This is a genomic window from Rhizobium rosettiformans (assembly GCF_016806065.1).
In the GTDB taxonomy this organism is placed as follows: Bacteria; Pseudomonadota; Alphaproteobacteria; order Rhizobiales; family Rhizobiaceae; genus Allorhizobium.
The window spans coordinates 2,379,243-2,393,904 of the sequence record NZ_CP032405.1; the positions used below are offsets into that span (position 1 = coordinate 2,379,243).

Genomic DNA, 14,662 nt, shown 5'->3' on the forward strand with positions numbered 1-14,662 from the left:
AAAAGACAACGGCCGCATCTTGGCGATGCGGCCGTCTGCATTTCATGAGCGGTGTTTGGGCTCAGCCGCCGAAGATCGTGCGCAGGATATCGACACCCTTGTCGTCGAAGGAGACGTCACCCTGGCGGTTGCCGGGGCCGATGACGATCACCTTGCTGCCAATCGCGGCGCGCTCGTAGAGATGCTCGACATCCTTGTTCATCATCCGGATGCAGCCCGACGACATGTTGAGACCGATCGTCCAGGGCTGGTTGGTGCCGTGGATGCGGAAGATCGTGTCGCGACCGCCCTTGTAAAGATACATGGCGCGCGCACCGAGCGGATTGTCCGGTCCGCCTTCCTGCACGACCGGCAGAATATGGCCCTTGGCGGCTTCGCGGCGGCGCATCTCTGCCGGCGGACGCCATTCGGGCCATTCCGCCTTGCGGCCGATCTTCACCACGCCAGACCAGCCGAAGCCTTCACGACCCACGCCGACGCCGTAGCGGGTCGCGCGGTTCTTGCCCTCGACATAGTAGAGAAACTTGTTGTTCGTATCGATGATGATCGTGCCCGGCTTCTCGTCCGTCGTCAGGCGCACGACCTTGCGCTTGAACTTCTCCGGCACTTCCTTGCGCTGCTGCGCAACGAGTGTGACGTCACTCGTCGTCTGGATGCGATTGAGGCTGATGGCGCTGGCGGGCGCCGGCAAGGCGATGGTAAGCGCGATCACCGCCACCGCCGCCTTGCGGAAAGTCGTGTTGAACATAGGCAGTCCCCCTGATTTACAGGGCTTAGAGCCTAGCCGCTTCCCCTCTCAAAGCAAGCGCTAATCGATCGATTGTGATATTTCCTGTGTCTCAGATCACAATGACCTTGGTGCCGACCTTCACGCGCTCATAGAGATCGGTCACGTCCTCGTTGCGCATGCGAATGCAGCCGGAGGACACGCCATTGCCGATCGACCACGGCGCATTCGTTCCGTGGATGCGGTAAAGCGTCGAGCCGAGATAGAGCGCGCGCGCGCCGAGGGGATTTTCCGGGCCGCCGGGCATGTGGGCAGGCAGGAAGTGCCCCTTGGCTGCCTCGCGGGCGATCATCTCCTGCGGCGGGCGCCAGTCCGGCCATTCGCGCTTGGACGTCACCTTGTGGGTGCCGGCCCATTCGAAGCCCGGCTTGCCGACGCCGACACCGTAACGCTTTGCCATGCCGTCGGCCATGACGAGATAGAGGAAGCGCTCGCGCGTATCGATGACGATCGTACCCGGCTTGTGCTTGGTCTGGTACTGGACCATCTGCGGCAGGAATTTCGGCTCGATCTGGGTGCGCACCGGCTTGTCCGGCCGCATCGCGACCTGCTGCGGCGCCGGCTGCTGCTGCGGGAAAAGCACGCGCCGCTGCTGCACGAGACGACGCTGCTGCTGCACCGGCTGCTGGCGCAGCACCTGTTGCGGCTGCTGCACCACCCGCTGACGCCCTGCCGGAACGGCCTGACGCATCCGCTGTGGCGTGGCAGAACTGCGCGTCTGTGCCGGGACGCCGCCGAGTTGCAGGACCCAGGACGCCTGGAGGTCGGGACTGACCATCACAGGCGGACGGCTCTTGTAGCGATCACTCGCATGGACGGGCAGGGCAATCGACAGGCTGGTCAGCAAGGCCAGTAACAGGGAACGCTTCGACATCGGACAACTCATGAACTAGGGACCGGATGCGGCGGCACAACATGCCGCCAATTCGAGCCGATGGTGCCAGAGCGAAGGCCGCCAATTGGTAAAGAGGCGTTCATGAAAATGCGATCGAAGTCGTAAACCTTTCGGAAGGGTTAGCGTCCGGTTTGGAAAACTCGTGAACAAATGGTAAACGCGTTTCCGCATTGGGGGAGAATCGCATGGAGACGACAGCGGAAGGCCTGATCCGGGGAGAGGACGGTCTCGACCGCTGCTTCTGGCATGGCGGCCTCGACGACTATCGCCGCTACCATGATGAAGAGTGGGGCCGCCCGGTCACCGATGATGTCAGGCTCTTCGAGAAGATCTGCCTCGAAGGATTTCAGTCCGGCCTCTCCTGGCTGACGATCCTGAGAAAGCGCGAGAACTTCCGCGCAGCCTTCGCCGGCTTCGACTTCCATCAGGTCGCCCGCTTCGGCGATGACGAGATTGCCCGATGCCTGGCGGACGCGGGCATCATCCGCCATCGCGGCAAAATCGTCTCGACCATCAACAACGCCCGCCATGCGATCGACCTCACGGCGGAATTCGGCTCGCTGTCTCGTTACTTCTGGAGTTACGAACCCGACGCATCGGAACGCCCGGAACGCATGGACTATGCAACACTCAGGGCCAATCCGACCTCGCCCACCTCGATCCGCCTGTCGAAGGATCTGAAGAAGCGTGGCTGGACCTTTGTTGGCCCGACAACGGTCTATGCCTTCATGCAGGCCATGGGCCTGGTCAATGACCATATCGAAGGCTGCTGCCGTCGCGCGCCGACCGAGGAACTTCGGTCCCGGCTCGTCCGCCCCTGACTAGGCCAGGTTGGCGACAAGCTCAGGTACATGCCCGAGATCCGGGATCTCGCGGAAGCGCGGCGCCTCCTCGGGCTTGTCGACATGCTCCAGCACCCAGGTCAGTTCATGCGGCACGAACACGCCCCAGGCGCCGGCGGCAATCGCCGGCACGATGTCTGACTTCAGCGAATTGCCGATCATCATCCCCCGCTCCGGTCCTTCGCCATGTTTGCCGAAGATCCGCCGATAGGTGGTGGCGGTCTTGTCCGAGACGATCTCGACTGCGTCGAAATAGTCGCCGAGGCCGGATTGTGCCAGCTTGCGCTCCTGGTCGAAGAGATCGCCCTTGGTGATCAGCACCAGGAAGTACTTGCCCGAAAGCGCCTCCAGCGCATCTCGTGCATGCGGCAGACATTCGACGGGGTGGCTCAAGAGATCGCGTCCAATCGCCAGGATTTCGCTGATCACGGAAGAGGGCGCACGGCCCTCCGTGACCTCCAGCGCCGTCTCGATCATCGAGAGCGTGAAACCTTTGATGCCGAAGCCGTAATGGGCGAGATTGCGCTTTTCCGCCTCCAGCAGACGGTCGGACACATGCTCACCTTCGGCATAATCGGCAAGCAGGCTGCGGAAATGGCCTTCGGTCAGCTTGTAATACTGCTCGTTCTGCCAGAGCGTGTCGTCGGCATCAAAGCCGATCACGGAGACAGGGCGGTTGGACATGACGCCTCCTTATCGATCAGGGAGCGTGAGACTAATCCGTCTGAACGGCAAAGCAATGGCGCCCGAAGGCGCCATTGCGGTTTTCGGATCTGGCGGAGCTTATTGCCCGTTCTTGGCAAGCCATTCCTTCATCATGGCGATCTCGCCTTCCTGGGCTGAGATCACCTCTTCGGCGAGCTTGCGGATCTCCGGATCCTTGCCGTGCTCCAGCACGATCTTGGCCATGTCGATCGCGCCCTGGTGATGCGGGATCATGCCCCGGACGAAATCGACATCGGCATTGCCGGTCAATTCCATGGTCATGTCCTTGTGCATCTTCGCATTGGCCTCCTGGAAGGCCTTGGAAGAGGGGCTATCGTTCATCATGCCATGGTCCATGCTGGACATGTCGTGGCCCTGATGCATGTTTGCGTCCTGGGCGAAGGCGGCAGAGGTGTAAAGCGCGGTCGTGAGCGACGCGGCAACGAGAATTGTCTTCAGCATTGAAGTCTCCTGTGCTGATCTGATGAGAAAAATGCGCGTGCCAAAGGCAGCGCGGTGTCATCGGATCAGGCGCGGGGAGGGGGCGTCTGCGGCGCCATCAGCTGAGACACGAGCCGTGGCGCAAGAGTGATCGCTTCGGCGGCGCGCGCCGGCTTTCCGCTGTCGGCAACGGCGGGAAGGGCCGGCAGGGTCAAACAGGCTGAGCAATGCCAGCTTCTCTTCATCGGCTTGGAGCTGTGCTCAGTAGCATCGTCATTATCGGCAGCCGTCATGCGGCTGACCAAATGAGGGCAATCGACATCGATCATGGCTTGGATCGTGGGTGCGGAAAACGTCCCATGCGGATCGCTGGCGTCCATCGCATGTGCCATGGGCATCGCCATCACCGACATGCCGGTCATCGGCATGGTGCCATAGGCGAAAGCTGCGATCAGCAGCAGGAGGCGGGCGAGCACTTGCATGCGATGAAGATGATGCTGGATCGAGGCGAATGCAAGGCCGACAGTGCCGCCGCTCAATGCGCAATCACGTGATGCACGATCTGATAGTCGCGGCTTTCCTCGCCGAAGGGAACCACCGGCCAGTCCCAACGCTCCCGAGCTGCGCCCGTATCGACGCCGTGCATCAGGTCTATAGTCTCCTGCGCAGCTCCGGAGCGGTCGATGACGGTACAGCTGACATCTGTCACGAGGCAGGTCTCGGCCGAAACCTGTGCCAGTCCCTCGACATGCGCGGCGATCGCCTGACGGATCAGCGCTTCTTCCTCGGCATGACCTTCGAGACGCCGGCTCATGCCGATCCCGATCTGCGACAAGAGATTGGCAGAGACGACAAGATCGAGATAGGGCACCTGTCGGAGAAACGCGAGCGGCTGCAAAGGCTGGCGGGCAAGCAGCGCATCCAGCCCGGAAAGATCCCGCTCGATCAGCCGGACATTCTTCAGCCGCTTGACCGTGAGCCAGCTTCTTACGCTTGCCAGATGCACGAGATCCACCAGCACCACCGTGTCGAACAAGCGCGACAGCTCAATGACCGGCACATCGCGCAACAGCCCGGAACCGAGCACCACCACCGTCCGCCGCTGCCGGCATCCTTTAGCAGCCCCGAGAATGGCCGCCTTCGTCCGGCGTTCATGCTCGACCCATGCCGCACGACAGCGATTGGCACGCGCCCAGAGATTGACGGAGGAACGGATCAACGGGCGATGCGCTGTCGAGGTTAAAGGCCACGTCGCGGCATAGTTCAGGGCTTCGAGGATCATGTCTTACCGATAGACGGAACAGCGATGGCCGATCTCGACCACAAGCACGATGAGTTTTCCGTCTTGGATATCGCAGATGATGCGGTAGTCGCCAACTGTGTAGCGCCAATAGGCACCGAGTTTGCTCCCATGGAGCGGGTCTCCAAGGCTTCTGGGATTATCGTGTTTGGCAAGCCGCTCTTCCAGAAACCGTTTTATACGGCGGCGAATGACAGGATCGAGTTTCTCGACCGTTTTCCGAACGGGCTGACGATACTCAATCGTCCAGGCCACGCCAGAACTCCTCGGAACTGACAACCTTGTCTTCGCCGCTCCTGATACGCTTCACGGCCTCGTCGGCAGCGGCGAGATCCTGGAGATTTTCAAGTTCGCGCTGAATCATCTGGCGCAGATAATCATCCGGCTCCGCGCCGGCTTCCGAGGCGTATTCGACGATCAACTGATGCATTTCTTCCGGCATATCGAGCGTGACGCGCTTGTTCATCGGAGCGATCCCTGTTTCGAAGCCTCAGCATACCAGTGAAAGCGCCCATTTTCCAGCATCCGCCCTCGCGCCCACCCGCCTTCGCCCTTGCCGCCAAATCCTTGATCCTCTAAGACACCGGCACCTTTTTGAAACGAAATTCCGGTTGTCATCATGAGCGATAAGAACAAGAAGCCCCAGAAGCTGAAGGCCCGCCTGCCGCGCGGCTTCGTCGATCGCGAGGCTGCCGACATCCGTGCTGCCAACCAGATGATGGAGACCATCCGCGAGGTCTATGAGCGCTATGGTTTCGACCCGATCGAGACCCCGCTCTTCGAGTATACCGACGCACTCGGCAAGTTCCTGCCGGATTCGGACCGCCCGAACGAAGGCGTCTTCTCGCTGCAGGACGATGACGACCAGTGGATGTCGCTGCGCTACGACCTGACCGCGCCCATGGCCCGCCATGTCGCGGAGAATTTTCAGGAAATCCAGCTGCCGTTCCGCACCTATCGTGCAGGCTATGTCTTCCGCAACGAGAAGCCGGGTCCTGGACGCTTCCGTCAGTTCATGCAGTTCGATGCAGACACTGTCGGCGCGCCGGGCGTCCAGTCCGATGCCGAAATGTGCATGATGATGGCCGATACGCTGGAAGCGCTCGGCATCAAGCGCGGCGACTATGTGATCCGGGTCAACAACCGCAAGGTTTTTGACGGTGTGCTCGACTCTATCGGCTTGAGCGGCGATGAAAATGCTGCGCAGAGGCTGAATGTTTTGCGGGCTATCGACAAGCTCGACAAATTTGGATTGGACGGCGTCAAGTTGCTGCTCGGCGCAGGTCGTAAAGACGACAGCGGAGACTTCACCAGAGGCGCAGGCCTGAACGATACGCAGATCCAGTCGGTCTTGTCCTACCTTTCTGACGATGACTTCTACCCATCGAGCGACTTGTATGTTCAGGGGCAGAGCGAACTCATGCAGATAGAACAGCTAGTCACGGCTGCTGGCTATCAATCCGATCGCATCAAGATTGATCCGTCGGTAATTCGCGGTCTCGAATATTACACCGGCCCCGTCTACGAAGCCGAACTCACCTTCGACGTCACCAATGAAAAGGGCGAAAAGGTCGTCTTCGGCTCGGTCGGCGGCGGCGGACGGTATGATGGCCTCGTCTCGCGCTTCATGGGCCAGCCGGTGCCGGCCACCGGCTTTTCCATCGGCGTCTCGCGCCTGATGACGGCGCTCAAAAACCTCGGCAAGCTCGGCCAGGACGAAGTGCTTGGTCCGGTCCTCGTCACCGTCATGGATGGCGATGTCGAGAGCATGGGCCGCTACCAGCGCTTCACGCAAGCGCTGCGTGCCGAAGGCATCCGCGCCGAAATGTACCAGGGCAACTGGAAGAAATTCGGCAACCAGCTGAAATATGCCGACCGCCGCAATGCTCCCATTGCCATCATCCAGGGCGGCGACGAGCGCGCGCAAGGCGTCGTGCAGATCAAGGACCTGATCGAGGGCAAGCGCCTCTCCGGCGAGATCACCGACAATGCCGAATGGCGCGAGGCGCGCGTGGCCCAGGAAGTCGTGGCCGAGGCGGACCTGGTCGCCAAGGTCAAGGAGATCCTGGCCGCCCAGGCGGAAGATCGCCGTCGGGCGAAGGGTGTTTGAGTTGAGTTCGTGGTTTTACCCCCCTCTGTCACTTCGTGACATCTCCCCCACAAGGGGGGAGAGTGGGGTCAGCGCGAGAGGTCGGCCCCAACCCGCTCTCCCCCCTTGTGGGGGAGATGCCCGGCAGGGCAGAGGGGGGTATCAACACATTCCAGGTTCAATTCCATGCCCCTGACCGACATGCCCGATTTCGCCGGCACCATCCTGCAAGAATTCACATCCCGCGGCACGACCCGCGTCGATACGCCCGTGATCCAGCCGGCGGCGCCCTTCCTCGATATGGCCGGCGAGGACCTGCGTCGTCGCATCTTCCTCACCGAAAACGAGCGCGGCGAAAGCTTGTGCCTGCGTCCGGAATTCACCATCCCCGTCTGCCTCCGCCACATCGAAACCGCGACCGGCACGCCGAAGCGTTATGCCTATCTCGGCGAAGTCTTCCGCCAGCGCCGCGAAGGCCCGCAGGAATTCTACCAAGCCGGCATTGAGGATCTCGGTGACATCGCCGTTGCCGCCTCGGATGCCCGCGCGATTTCAGACAGCGTCGCCATCCTTACCCGACTGCTGCCGACAAAGCCGCTCACAGTCACCCTTGGCGACCAGTCGGTCTTCGAAGCCGTGGTCAAGGCGCTCGGTCTGCCCGCCGGCTGGCAGAAGCGCCTGATCCAGGCTTTCGGCAATTCCGCCCAGATCGAGCAGCTGCTGCGCACTCTGGCGACCCCGACGCCTGTGCCGGGTCTCGATCCGCAAGTTTCCGCACTCCTCGCCAAGGGAGATCAGGAGGCCCTGATCGCCCATATCGATCAAACCATGCAGGAAACCGGCTATCTCACTAATGCCAGCCGCACGCCGGCCGAGATCGCCCGCCGTCTGAAGGAAAAGCTGGAGCTCTCGGAGACTCGCCTTGATGGCGCCGCCCTGCTGCTGCTGCGCGAATTCCTCTCGCTCGAACTGCCGCTTGCCGATGCCTCGGCCGCCCTTGCCGGCTTTGCCGATGCCGCAGGCCTGAAGCTTGGGGCAGCACTCAGCCGCTTCGACGAACGCGTTGCGGCACTCGCCAGCACGGGCGTCGATCTCGATCGGATCACCTACCGCGCCGCCTTCGGTCGTCCGCTGGATTATTACACCGGCCTCGTCTTCGAGGTCGCGGTGAAGGGGAAACCCGCAGTCCTCGCCGGCGGTGGCCGCTTCGACCGGCTGCTCACCCTGCTTGGCGCCGAGACGCATATTCCGGCCGTCGGCTTCTCGCTCTGGCTGGATCGCATCGAAACCGAGAGGAGCGCGTCATGACCATCACCATCGGTCTGCCCTCCAAGGGCCGCATGAAGGACGATGCTTCCGCGATCTTCGAGCGCGCGGGAATGAAGATTGTCGCCGTCGGCAACGACCGCTCCTATCGCGGCCGCGTCGAAGGTTTTGATGATGTCGAGATCGCCTATCTCTCGGCCTCCGAGATCTCGCGCGAGATCGGCAATGGCACGGTCGATTTCGGCGTCACCGGCGAAGACCTGATCCGCGAGGGGCTCGCCGAAGCTGATGCCCGCGTCGAGATCGCGGCTCGCCTCGGCTTCGGCCATGCCGATGTCGTCGTCGCCGTCCCCGAGATCTGGTACGACGTCGATACCATGGCTGACCTCGGCGATGTCGCCGCCGAATTCCGCACCCGCCATGGCCGCCGGCTCGCCATCGCCACCAAATACTGGCGCCTGACCCAGCAGCATTTTTCCGGCAGCCACGGCATCCAGCTCTATCGCATCGTCGAAAGCCTGGGCGCCACCGAAGGCGCGCCCGCTGCCGGCCAAGCCGATATCATCGTCGACATCACCTCGACCGGCTCGACTTTGCGCGCCAATCACCTGAAGGTGCTCTCCGATGGCGTCATCCTGCGCTCCGAGGCCTGCCTCGTGCGGGCAAGGAAGCCGGAGCACGAGGGTAATGAGATGATCGGCCGTATCATCGAGGCTGTGCGCGGCGTACTCTGAGTCTGCTTGAGATTTGCCCCTCACCCTGACCCTCTCCCCGCGAGCGGGGAGAGGGGACTGCAGGCCTTGGCGGGTTCGTCCTTCTCCCCGCCTGCGAGGAGAAGGTGCCGGCAGGCGGATGAGGGGCATTTTCAGAACATAACTCTCACTCACGAAAAAACCCGCCGGATCGCTCCAGCGGGTTTCTTTTTGCCTTGTGGGGCAGGGATATCAGGCTGCGACGGCCTGGGCCGAACCGCGGCGGGCGTCGATCGAGTAGGCGCCGGCGCCGACGATGGCGAGAGCGATATAGCCGCCAGCCAGCGTGACGTTCTTCATCACCATGATCTGGTTCAGGGTGTTGATCCAGCCGAGTGCGCCTTCCGGCCAGCCTTCGATGGCAACGGTGCCGGTGTGGAAGACGAGACCGGTGAACACGCAGAAGAGAGCGATGGTCCAGGCGGTGATCTTGGTCTGGAAGCCGACGAGGATGAAGAGACCGGCAACCAGCTCATAGAGACCGGCGGCATAGGCCAGAAGGTCGGCGGCGGGAAGGCCTGCGCCGGAGATCATGCCGGCAGTGCCGGCCGGATCGGTCAGCTTGCCGAAGCCGGACATGATGAACATGAATGAGAGAAGGATACGGACGAGAACGAGAAGGCCGTTATTGGTCGCGGACATGGGGGAACTCCGTTGAGCGTTGACGCTGAAACCCCCATCGGTGGCGGCCTCAGTCAGTGCCGCCTTGATGCATGCTTTTTTGTCGCAGGCATAGGTAAACAGTCTTTGACTGATCGTTCACAAAAATGAAACGCTCAAAGCGGTTTCGTTCTCCGCCGAACCCTTCCCGTCGTCGCCCGCGCTCCCTACCTTTGCCCTGTCAAACCGCAAAGGAGCCTCCCCCATGGCAGATCTTTCGACCTTTCCCATCACCGCCAAATGGCCGTCCGCCGATCCCGGCATCATCCAGCTCTATTCCCTGCCGACCCCGAACGGCGTGAAAGTCTCCATCGCTCTGGAAGAGCTCGGGCTCGCCTATGAACCGCATCTGGTGGATTTCGGCAGTAACGCGCAGAAGAGCCCTGAATTCGTCTCGCTCAATCCGAATGGTCGCATACCCGCCCTGATCGATCCCAATGGCCCGGACGGCAAGCCGATCGGCCTCTTCGAGTCCGGTGCGATCCTGATCTATCTCGCCGACAAGACCGGCAAGCTGCTCCCCAAGGACGGCGCAGCCCGTTATACGGTCCTGCAATGGTTGATGTTCCAGATGGGCGGTGTCGGCCCGATGTTCGGCCAGTATGGCCACTTCTACAAATTTGCCGCCGACAAGGTGAAGAACAATCCCTATCCGGCGGAGCGCTATCGTGACGAGACCCGCCGCCTGCTGGGCGTGCTGGAGGCTGCTCTTGCGAAGGGGCCGTGGTTGACGGGAGAGGACTACACCATTGCCGACATCGCCACCTGGCCCTGGGTCCGTTGCCTGAAGGTTTTCTACGACGGCGAGGAGGATATCGGCCTTGCCGATTTCCCGCGCGTGCTTGACTGGTGGGCGAGGGCCGAAGCCCGCCCGGCGAGCCAGAAGGGCCTGAACATACCGTCGCGAGACTGAGACGGTATCAAATCCTCAGAGAAGGTGCCGGATCACGGCGCCTTCTCTGACTTCGCCCTCAGAAGGCTCAACTCGGCGTGACGGATGCGGTCGTCGGCAGTTGAAAACGCGGGAAGATAAACAGGCCGACCATGTTGCCGCCGCTGCCTTCGAATCCGGAGGACTCGCCGATGCAGAATACCGGTTGCCGGTGCTGGGCGCCCGACACAATGGTGGTCGAATAGCAGAAGCGCGACGGCTGTGTTGCCGCCTGTTCGAATAGGCGCAGGATATGGCCGCGATCCGTCTGATCATAGCAGCGCATCACGGTCAGCAGGCCGCATTCATGGTTTTCGAGGCCATGCAGGCTGCGTGCATGGTTCCCGAGCTTCAGCAGGCCGTTGGTCAGGTCGCCGGTCCAGTCCTCGGACAGTCCGAAACGGCAGGCATGCTGCCCCAGCAGGCCGTTTCCATCCTGTTCGCTCACCGTGAAGGTGGTCGCAAGATTGGCATTTGCTATTTTGAACAAGGCGTTCCCCAAGTCGATAGCCAGAACTGGCCCCAATTTCCCCGGCCCGAAGTATGTGACCCCGCAGCCGACCCCATCCGGCCGAAACCGAAAACGCCGGCGAGCGGATGCCCGTTCACCAGGTTCTTCAAGCGGTCCGCCAGAACCGCAGACACCGTGCTTCCGTCCATCGGGACCACACGACGTTGACGCTGAGACCTTGCGGCGGATCCGAAAGGTCAGCAGGCGTAAAACACCGTCGCGAGTTGCCCCCAATCGCCACGATGTGTGCCCCTTGCGCGCAAGCTAGAGAAGGCTTTCAACCGACTCCCACAAGAAGGTTGAAGAAGAAAATCTTGCACGCATCGGAATTAACAGTTTCGATACCATGATTTATTCAGCGTGAAAACGGTTCATGTCCCGAATTGGTGCAGGAACTGTGTCAATTCCAAAAGCACTAAATATTAGAATAATATAAAATTAAGAATTTCGAAGAAGGTCTTTTCGCCGATGTGACTTGCGAACACATCCGGTGCAACGCAACTTGTTATACGATGCTGACCACTGTCAACTGCCCGCAGGCCGATACAGCTTGGCCATCTTTGGATCTATCAACGAGAAGTACGAGAGAAGGCGGGTCGAGGGAATCCCCGGTTGTGCTGGTGGTAAACGCGAATAAGATAATGGTCCGAAGTTCGGTCGAGGGGAGTGGTCTGGATGGATGTCACGCGGCGAGCCCTCATCCTGACGGGTATAATTCTCGTGACTGCGGCTGCATCCGCGCCGTCAAGCGCGCGGGCCGAGCCGTCCGCCGATGAGCCGGAATGTCTTTATGAGGGAACCTATGGCTCATCTTCGCTGTGCATCAGGCGAGACACGTTCAACGCCGATCTCTGCGGTGCGATCGAACATTTGTCGGTGGCACATGACGTGCCGCCTTCGTTTTTTGCGCGCCTGATCTGGCGGGAAAGCCTTTTCAGGCCGGAAGCGGTCAGTCCGAAAGGGGCGGAAGGCATCGCCCAGTTCATGCCCGGCACGGCGCGCATGCGCGGGCTGTCCAACAGCTTTGACGTTCTGGACGCGCTCGATGCCTCCGCCGCCTATCTTGGCGAGTTGAAAACGCGCTTTGGCAATTTCGGCTTTGCTGCCGCGGCCTATAATGCAGGCGAATACGGGTTTTCCCGGTACCTCACCACCGAACGCCTGCCCATCGAAACGCGCGATTATGTCTTCGCCATCACCGGTGCCACCGTCGAGATGTGGCGGGACAAGCCACCGGAGATCGTGGCGCCGGCGCTTGATGAAGCCTCCAGCTTTCAAGATGCTTGCGTGGTGCTCGCCGACAAGCGCCGGATGAAGGAGCCGGTATTTGCAGGCTCGGCCGATTGGGCGCCCTGGGGCGTGCAATTGGCCGGGCATTTCCGGCCAGCCGTGGTCGATCAGCTGTTCACCCAAGCCATCAGCCGGCTGCCGGCACCGCTCAATGCCGAGCGCGCGCTCATCGTGCGCCAGCGCGGCGGCAATTTCGGCTACAGCCCGCGTTACGCCGCAAGGATCGGCCGCGAGACCCGTGCCGAAGCGAACAGGCTCTGCGCCGAGATCCGGGCCGCAGGTGGCTATTGCACGGTTCTCAGGAACTAGAGCTGCAACGAAGGGAAGTCCGAGGGCTCCCGATCCCATCCTCGCACAAAACAAAAGGGCGGCCCGAGGGCCGCCCTTCCGAAAGACTGAACCGGATGGCTCAGATGTCAGACCCGATAGGTCCTACATCATGTCCATGCCGCCTGTTCAGCGCGCTTGACGCGCTGAACCACTTTAGGTGATGGGCGGCTTTTCTGGACCCGATGGTAAGACCCGATGGGTCTTACATCATGTCCATGCCGCCCATGCCGCCCATGCCGCCCGGCATGCCGCCAGCAGCTTCCTTCTTCGGAAGTTCGGCGATCATGGCTTCGGTGGTGATCAGCAGGGAAGCAACCGAAGCTGCGTTCTGCAGAGCCGTACGGACAACCTTAACCGGATCGACGATACCCATGGCGATCATGTCGCCGAATTCGCCGGTCTGGGCGTTGTAGCCGTAGTTTTCTTCGTTCTTGTCGAGGATCTTGCCGACGATGATCGAAGCTTCGTCACCAGCATTGGTGGCGATCTGGCGAACCAGCGACTGCAGGGCGCGGCGAACGATGTTGATGCCGGCTTCCTGGTCGTCGTTGACGCCCTTGACCGTGATCTTGGTCGAGGAGCGAAGCAGAGCCGTACCACCGCCAGGAACGATGCCTTCCTGAACAGCAGCGCGCGTTGCGTTCAGCGCGTCGTCGATGCGGTCCTTGCGTTCCTTGACTTCGATTTCGGTCGAGCCGCCAACGCGGATGACGGCAACGCCACCAGCCAGCTTGGCAAGGCGTTCCTGCAGCTTCTCGCGGTCGTAGTCCGAAGAGGTTTCTTCGATCTGCGCCTTGATCTGGGCAACGCGGCCTTCGATGTCGGACTTCTGGCCAGCACCATCAACGATGGTGGTGTTTTCCTTGGTGATCGAGACCTTCTTGGCGCGGCCGAGCATGTCGAGGGTGACAGACTCGAGCTTGATGCCGAGGTCCTCCGAGATGACAGTGCCGCCCGAGAGGATGGCGATGTCTTCCAGCATGGCCTTGCGGCGATCGCCGAAGCCAGGAGCCTTGACGGCAGCGATCTTCAGGCCGCCACGCAGCTTGTTGACGACGAGCGTAGCAAGAGCTTCGCCTTCGACGTCTTCAGCGATGATGACGAGCGGCTTGCCGGTCTGAACGACGGCTTCGAGAACCGGCAGCATGGCCTGAAGGTTCGAGAGCTTCTTTTCGTGCAGCAGGATGTACGCGTCGTCGAGATCGGCGACCATCTTTTCCGGGTTGGTCACGAAGTAGGGCGACAGGTAGCCGCGGTCGAACTGCATGCCTTCGACGACTTCGAGTTCGGTTTCAGCGGTCTTGGCTTCTTCGACGGTGATAACACCTTCGTTGCCAACCTTCTGCATGGCTTCAGCGATATCGCGGCCAACCTGGGTGTCGCCGTTTGCCGAGATCGTGCCGACCTGAGCTACTTCTTCCGAAGTCGAGATCTTCTTTGCCTTGGCCTGCAGGTCCTTGACGACTTCTGCAACAGCGAGGTCGATACCGCGCTTCAGGTCCATCGGGTTCATGCCGGCAGCAACGGCCTTGTTGCCTTCGCGAACGATGGCCTGGGCAAGAACGGTAGCCGTGGTGGTGCCGTCGCCAGCGATGTCGTTGGTCTTCGAAGCAACTTCGCGGACCATCTGGGCGCCCATGTTTTCGAACTTGTCTTCGAGTTCGATTTCCTTGGCAACCGATACACCGTCCTTGGTGATGCGCGGAGCACCGAAGGACTTGTCGATGATGACGTTGCGACCCTTCGGGCCGAGCGTTACCTTCACGGCGTCTGCGAGGATGTCGACGCCATGCAGCATCTTTTCGCGCGCGGTGCGGCCAAACTTGATTTCTTTAGCAGCCATGTTCAAACTCCCGGGCGTCT

Annotated in this window: 17 protein-coding genes; 6 read left to right on the forward strand and 11 right to left on the reverse strand. The window is 61.1% G+C overall.

Translation table 11 applies throughout. The features are described 5' to 3' along the window. Positions 1-61: 61 nt before the first annotated feature. Positions 62-748 carry a L,D-transpeptidase gene (locus tag D4A92_RS11400; protein ID WP_203013125.1) on the reverse strand — a complete coding sequence of 229 codons (687 nt, stop codon included), beginning with the start codon at positions 746-748 and terminating at the stop codon, positions 62-64. A gap of 91 nt (positions 749-839) precedes the next feature. Then, entirely contained in the window at positions 840-1,661 is an 822-nt protein-coding gene (locus D4A92_RS11405; RefSeq protein WP_203013128.1) for a L,D-transpeptidase, read from the reverse strand. 206 nt (positions 1,662-1,867) lie between these two features. Between D4A92_RS11405 and D4A92_RS11410 the strand changes: the two genes are divergently transcribed. Further along, positions 1,868-2,503: a DNA-3-methyladenine glycosylase I gene (locus D4A92_RS11410; protein WP_203013129.1), complete on the forward strand. Its 636-nt coding sequence runs from the start codon at positions 1,868-1,870 to the stop codon at positions 2,501-2,503. Here the strand turns inward: D4A92_RS11410 and D4A92_RS11415 are convergent, their stop codons facing one another. The 6 genes from D4A92_RS11415 to relB all read right to left on the reverse strand — a co-directional run bounded on the left by D4A92_RS11415 (position 2,504) and on the right by relB (position 5,436). Then, positions 2,504-3,208, reverse strand: coding sequence for an HAD family hydrolase (locus tag D4A92_RS11415; protein ID WP_203013132.1), 705 nt, complete (start codon positions 3,206-3,208; stop codon positions 2,504-2,506). A 99-nt stretch (positions 3,209-3,307) separates the two neighbouring features. Further along, positions 3,308-3,691 carry a CopM family metallochaperone gene (copM, locus tag D4A92_RS11420; RefSeq protein WP_203013134.1) on the reverse strand — a complete coding sequence of 128 codons (384 nt, stop codon included), beginning with the start codon at positions 3,689-3,691 and terminating at the stop codon, positions 3,308-3,310. 65 nt (positions 3,692-3,756) lie between these two features. Further along, complete coding sequence (locus D4A92_RS11425; protein ID WP_203013136.1) at positions 3,757-4,209, reverse strand: hypothetical protein; 453 nt, start codon at positions 4,207-4,209, stop codon at positions 3,757-3,759. Continuing rightward, positions 4,206-4,952 (reverse strand): hypothetical protein, encoded by a 747-nt coding sequence (locus D4A92_RS11430; RefSeq protein ID WP_203013139.1) that lies wholly within the window; start codon positions 4,950-4,952, stop codon positions 4,206-4,208. Before D4A92_RS11430 ends, D4A92_RS11425 begins: the two co-directional genes overlap by 4 nt. 3 nt (positions 4,953-4,955) lie before the next feature. After that, entirely contained in the window at positions 4,956-5,225 is a 270-nt protein-coding gene (locus D4A92_RS11435) for a type II toxin-antitoxin system RelE family toxin (RefSeq protein WP_203013142.1), read from the reverse strand. Then, positions 5,209-5,436 (reverse strand): type II toxin-antitoxin system RelB family antitoxin, encoded by a 228-nt coding sequence (gene relB / locus D4A92_RS11440; RefSeq protein WP_203013145.1) that lies wholly within the window; start codon positions 5,434-5,436, stop codon positions 5,209-5,211. Before relB ends, D4A92_RS11435 begins: the two co-directional genes overlap by 17 nt. Before the next feature lie 153 nt (positions 5,437-5,589). Here relB and hisS point away from each other — a divergent pair, with 153 nt between their 5' ends. The 3 genes from hisS to hisG all read left to right on the forward strand — a co-directional run bounded on the left by hisS (position 5,590) and on the right by hisG (position 9,059). Then, positions 5,590-7,080, forward strand: a complete 1,491-nt coding sequence (gene hisS, locus D4A92_RS11445; RefSeq protein ID WP_203013147.1) for a histidine--tRNA ligase — start codon at positions 5,590-5,592, stop codon at positions 7,078-7,080. A gap of 165 nt (positions 7,081-7,245) precedes the next feature. Then, the gene (locus tag D4A92_RS11450; RefSeq protein WP_203013149.1) at positions 7,246-8,367 is read left to right on the forward strand and encodes an ATP phosphoribosyltransferase regulatory subunit; all 1,122 of its coding nucleotides are present in this window, start codon (positions 7,246-7,248) and stop codon (positions 8,365-8,367) included. After that, a complete protein-coding gene (gene hisG / locus D4A92_RS11455) occupies positions 8,364-9,059 on the forward strand; it encodes an ATP phosphoribosyltransferase (RefSeq protein ID WP_203013151.1) in 696 nt (231 codons plus the stop codon). Before D4A92_RS11450 ends, hisG begins: the two co-directional genes overlap by 4 nt. Positions 9,060-9,269: 210 nt before the next feature. On the opposite strand, the gene D4A92_RS11460 is transcribed toward hisG, so the two are convergent. Further along, positions 9,270-9,719, reverse strand: a complete 450-nt coding sequence (locus D4A92_RS11460; protein ID WP_203013153.1) for a DoxX family protein — start codon at positions 9,717-9,719, stop codon at positions 9,270-9,272. A 223-nt stretch (positions 9,720-9,942) separates the two neighbouring features. On the opposite strand from D4A92_RS11460, the gene D4A92_RS11465 reads away from it, so the two are divergent. Then, a complete protein-coding gene (locus D4A92_RS11465) occupies positions 9,943-10,650 on the forward strand; it encodes a glutathione binding-like protein (protein ID WP_203013155.1) in 708 nt (235 codons plus the stop codon). A 67-nt stretch (positions 10,651-10,717) separates the two neighbouring features. Here the strand turns inward: D4A92_RS11465 and D4A92_RS11470 are convergent, their stop codons facing one another. Continuing rightward, positions 10,718-11,158, reverse strand: a complete 441-nt coding sequence (locus tag D4A92_RS11470) for a hypothetical protein (protein ID WP_203013157.1) — start codon at positions 11,156-11,158, stop codon at positions 10,718-10,720. Between the two features lie 696 nt (positions 11,159-11,854). On the opposite strand from D4A92_RS11470, the gene D4A92_RS11475 reads away from it, so the two are divergent. Beyond that, the gene (locus D4A92_RS11475) at positions 11,855-12,778 is read left to right on the forward strand and encodes a lytic transglycosylase domain-containing protein (RefSeq protein WP_203013160.1); all 924 of its coding nucleotides are present in this window, start codon (positions 11,855-11,857) and stop codon (positions 12,776-12,778) included. Between the two features lie 223 nt (positions 12,779-13,001). On the opposite strand, the gene groL is transcribed toward D4A92_RS11475, so the two are convergent. After that, complete coding sequence (gene groL / locus D4A92_RS11480) at positions 13,002-14,642, reverse strand: chaperonin GroEL (protein ID WP_006726593.1); 1,641 nt, start codon at positions 14,640-14,642, stop codon at positions 13,002-13,004. Positions 14,643-14,662: the final 20 nt, after the last annotated feature.